This window comes from Variovorax sp. P4_D9, assembly GCF_056401695.1.
This window is the reverse complement of record NZ_JBFUIU010001079.1, coordinates 1-2,510: the sequence shown is the minus strand read 5'-3', so window position 1 is coordinate 2,510 and position 2,510 is coordinate 1. Positions and strand designations below refer to the sequence as shown.

3 protein-coding genes and 2 pseudogenes are annotated in these 2,510 nt (G+C 64.6%); all 5 read right to left on the bottom strand.

Translation table 11 applies throughout. The features are described from left to right. Positions 1-345: pseudogene (locus tag AC1DY5_RS51150) on the bottom strand (phenylalanine--tRNA ligase subunit beta); the annotation flags it as partial. 28 nt (positions 346-373) lie between these two features. Beyond that, positions 374-1,450: a phenylalanine--tRNA ligase subunit alpha gene (gene pheS, locus AC1DY5_RS51145; protein ID WP_478121933.1), complete on the bottom strand. Its 1,077-nt coding sequence runs from the start codon at positions 1,448-1,450 to the stop codon at positions 374-376. Between the two features lie 131 nt (positions 1,451-1,581). After that, positions 1,582-1,941 (bottom strand): 50S ribosomal protein L20, encoded by a 360-nt coding sequence (gene rplT / locus AC1DY5_RS51140; protein ID WP_478121932.1) that lies wholly within the window; start codon positions 1,939-1,941, stop codon positions 1,582-1,584. 24 nt (positions 1,942-1,965) lie between these two features. Next, the gene (rpmI, locus tag AC1DY5_RS51135; protein WP_028253491.1) at positions 1,966-2,169 is read right to left on the bottom strand and encodes a 50S ribosomal protein L35; all 204 of its coding nucleotides are present in this window, start codon (positions 2,167-2,169) and stop codon (positions 1,966-1,968) included. A 157-nt stretch (positions 2,170-2,326) separates the two neighbouring features. Next, positions 2,327-2,510: pseudogene (locus AC1DY5_RS51130) on the bottom strand (translation initiation factor IF-3); the annotation flags it as partial.

The window sequence follows — 2,510 nt, the reverse complement described above, 5'->3', positions numbered from 1 at the left end:
CAGCTGGCCGAGCTTGATCAGGAAGGGCTTGCCGTCCTCGCCCGGCGGCAGCTCGGCCCCGACCAGCGCCAGCGGCACCTTGATGCCGACGCGCGCGTTCGGCGCGCCGCAGACGATGTTGAGCAAGGCACCCTGCCCGGCATCGACCTGGCACACGCGCAGGCGATCGGCGTTCGGGTGCTGAACGGCTTCCTTGATCTCGCCGACCACGACTTTGCTGAACGGCGGCGCCACCGGCCGGCGCTCCTCGACCTCGAAGCCGCCCATCGTGAGCGTCTCGGCCAGTGCTTCGCTGCTGAGCTGCGGGTCGCAGAATTCGCGCAACCAGGACTCGGGGAATTGCATCTCGTCGATCTCGTTGTAGTTGTCGTGTTTACTGGAACTGGCTCAGGAAGCGCAGGTCGCCGTCGAAGAACAGGCGCAGGTCGTTGACGCCGTAGCGCAGCATGGTGAGCCGGTCCGGGCCCATGCCGAAGGCGAAGCCGATGTAGCGCTCGGGGTCCAGCCCCATGTTGCGCACCACGTTCGGATGCACCTGCCCCGAGCCCGCGACCTCGAGCCAGCGGCCGGCCAGCGGGCCACTCTGGAATTGGATGTCGATTTCGGCGCTCGGTTCGGTGAACGGGAAGAAGCTGGGCCGGAAGCGCAGCACCAGGTCCTCGGTCTCGAAGAAGGTGCGGCAGAAGTCGGTGAAAACGACCTTCAGGTCCTTGAAGCTCACGTTCTCGCCCAGCCACAGGCCCTCGCACTGGTGGAACATCGGCGAGTGCGTGGCGTCGCTATCGACACGGTAGGTCCGGCCCGGCGCGATCACGCGGATCTCGGGTGCCTTCACGGTGCCGGTGGTGTCGGCCGCCGCGGCTTCGAACTGCGCGGTGTATTTTTTGACGTGCTGGTTCGCGTAGCGCACCTGCATCGGGCTGGTGTGCGGACGCAGGTTGTAGGGCACGCCGTCCTCGCCGTCGATATCGACGTAGAAGGTGTCCTGCATCGAGCGCGCCGGATGGTTCGGCGGATTGTTGAGCGAGGTGAAGCTGTGCCAGTCGCTTTCGATCTCGGGTCCGTCGGCGACATCGAATCCCATACTCGAGAAGATCGCCTCGATGCGCTCCATGGTGCGGCTCACCGGATGCAGCCCGCCGGCCACCCGGCGGCGGCCGGGCAGCGTGACGTCGAGCGCCTCGGCCCGCAGCTGCACCGCGAGCTCGTCGTCGGCCAGTTGCTGGCGGCGCTCGGTGAGCGCGGCCTCGATCGCCTGCTTGGCAACGTTGATCTGGGCGCCGCGCGACTTCTTCTCGTCGACGCTGAGTGCCGCCATGCCCTTCATCAGTTCGGTGATGCGGCCGGACTTGCCGAGGAATTGCGCCTTCGCGTTCTCGAGTTCGGCCGGGGCCTTCGCTTCGGCGAAGGCGGCGCGTGCGGTGTCGACCAGGGAGTCCAACTCGTTCATGGAGAAATTCTTCGAGATCAAAAAGAAAACGGGCCGGCATCAGGATGAAAAAAGGGCTGGAGCCCTTTCAAGCGCCAGCCCTTGACGTGGGAGCAGGCCGCAGTCCGAAGACCGCCACCTGCTGTGCAGGATCAAGCAGCCAGCTTGGTCTTGACCTGCTCCACGATGCCGGCAAAAGCGGCCTTGTCGTGCACGGCGATATCGGCCAGCATCTTGCGGTCGATCTCGATTCCGGCCTTGCGGATGCCGTTGGCGAACTGGCTGTAGGTCAGGCCCAGTTCACGCGAGGCGGCGTTGATACGCGCGATCCACAGTTGACGGAACACGCGCTTCTTGGTGCGGCGGTCACGGTAGGCATATTGGCCTGCCTTCATCACCGCCTGCTTGGCGATGCGGAAGACATTGCCGCGGCGACCGCGGAAACCCTTGGCGAGTGCGAGAACCTTCTTGTGGCGGGCGCGAGCCGTTACACCACGTTTGACGCGAGGCATGTGTGTACTCCTTGTTCGTCTGGGTTAAATGCCGCTGCCGGGCAACATGGCGGCCATCGAAACCATGTTGGTCTCGTGAACTGCCGTTGCACCCCGCAGGTGACGCTTGTTCTTGGTGGTCTTCTTGGTCAGGATGTGACGCTTGAAGGCTTGACCGCGCTTGACGGTGCCACCGGGACGAACGCGGAAACGTTTTTTCGCGCTGCTCTTGGTCTTCATTTTGGGCATGTGAATGCTCCTTTAGTTTGTGCTCGTGAGGCGCCGCGGAAACTCCACGGGCTTGTTGGCCCCGAGACACTTCTTTATCTCGCCGCCGCCTTCACCAGAGGGCGAAGTCCGCAGCGAAATCCCTTCGATCAACTTGCCCGCCCAGGCGGGCGACGACTCAGGCCGCCGCCGGAGCGGTTGCCGGCGCGGCTTCGGTCGCCGGCTTTGCAGCCCCACCCGCCTTCTTGCGGCCCGGCGCGATCATCATGATCATCTGGCGGCCCTCGAGCTTGGGGAACTGCTCGACGACGATCAGGTCGGCGAGTTCGTCGCGAATGCGCTGCAACAGCGCCAGGCCGAGT

Coding starts and splice junctions, on each gene's coding strand:
- rplT (WP_478121932.1), bottom strand. CDS start 1,941: ATGCCTCGCGTCAAACGTGGTGTAACGGCTCGCGCCCGCCACAAGAAG.
- rpmI (WP_028253491.1), bottom strand. CDS start 2,169: ATGCCCAAAATGAAGACCAAGAGCAGCGCGAAAAAACGTTTCCGCGTT.
- pheS (WP_478121933.1), bottom strand. CDS start 1,450: ATGAACGAGTTGGACTCCCTGGTCGACACCGCACGCGCCGCCTTCGCC.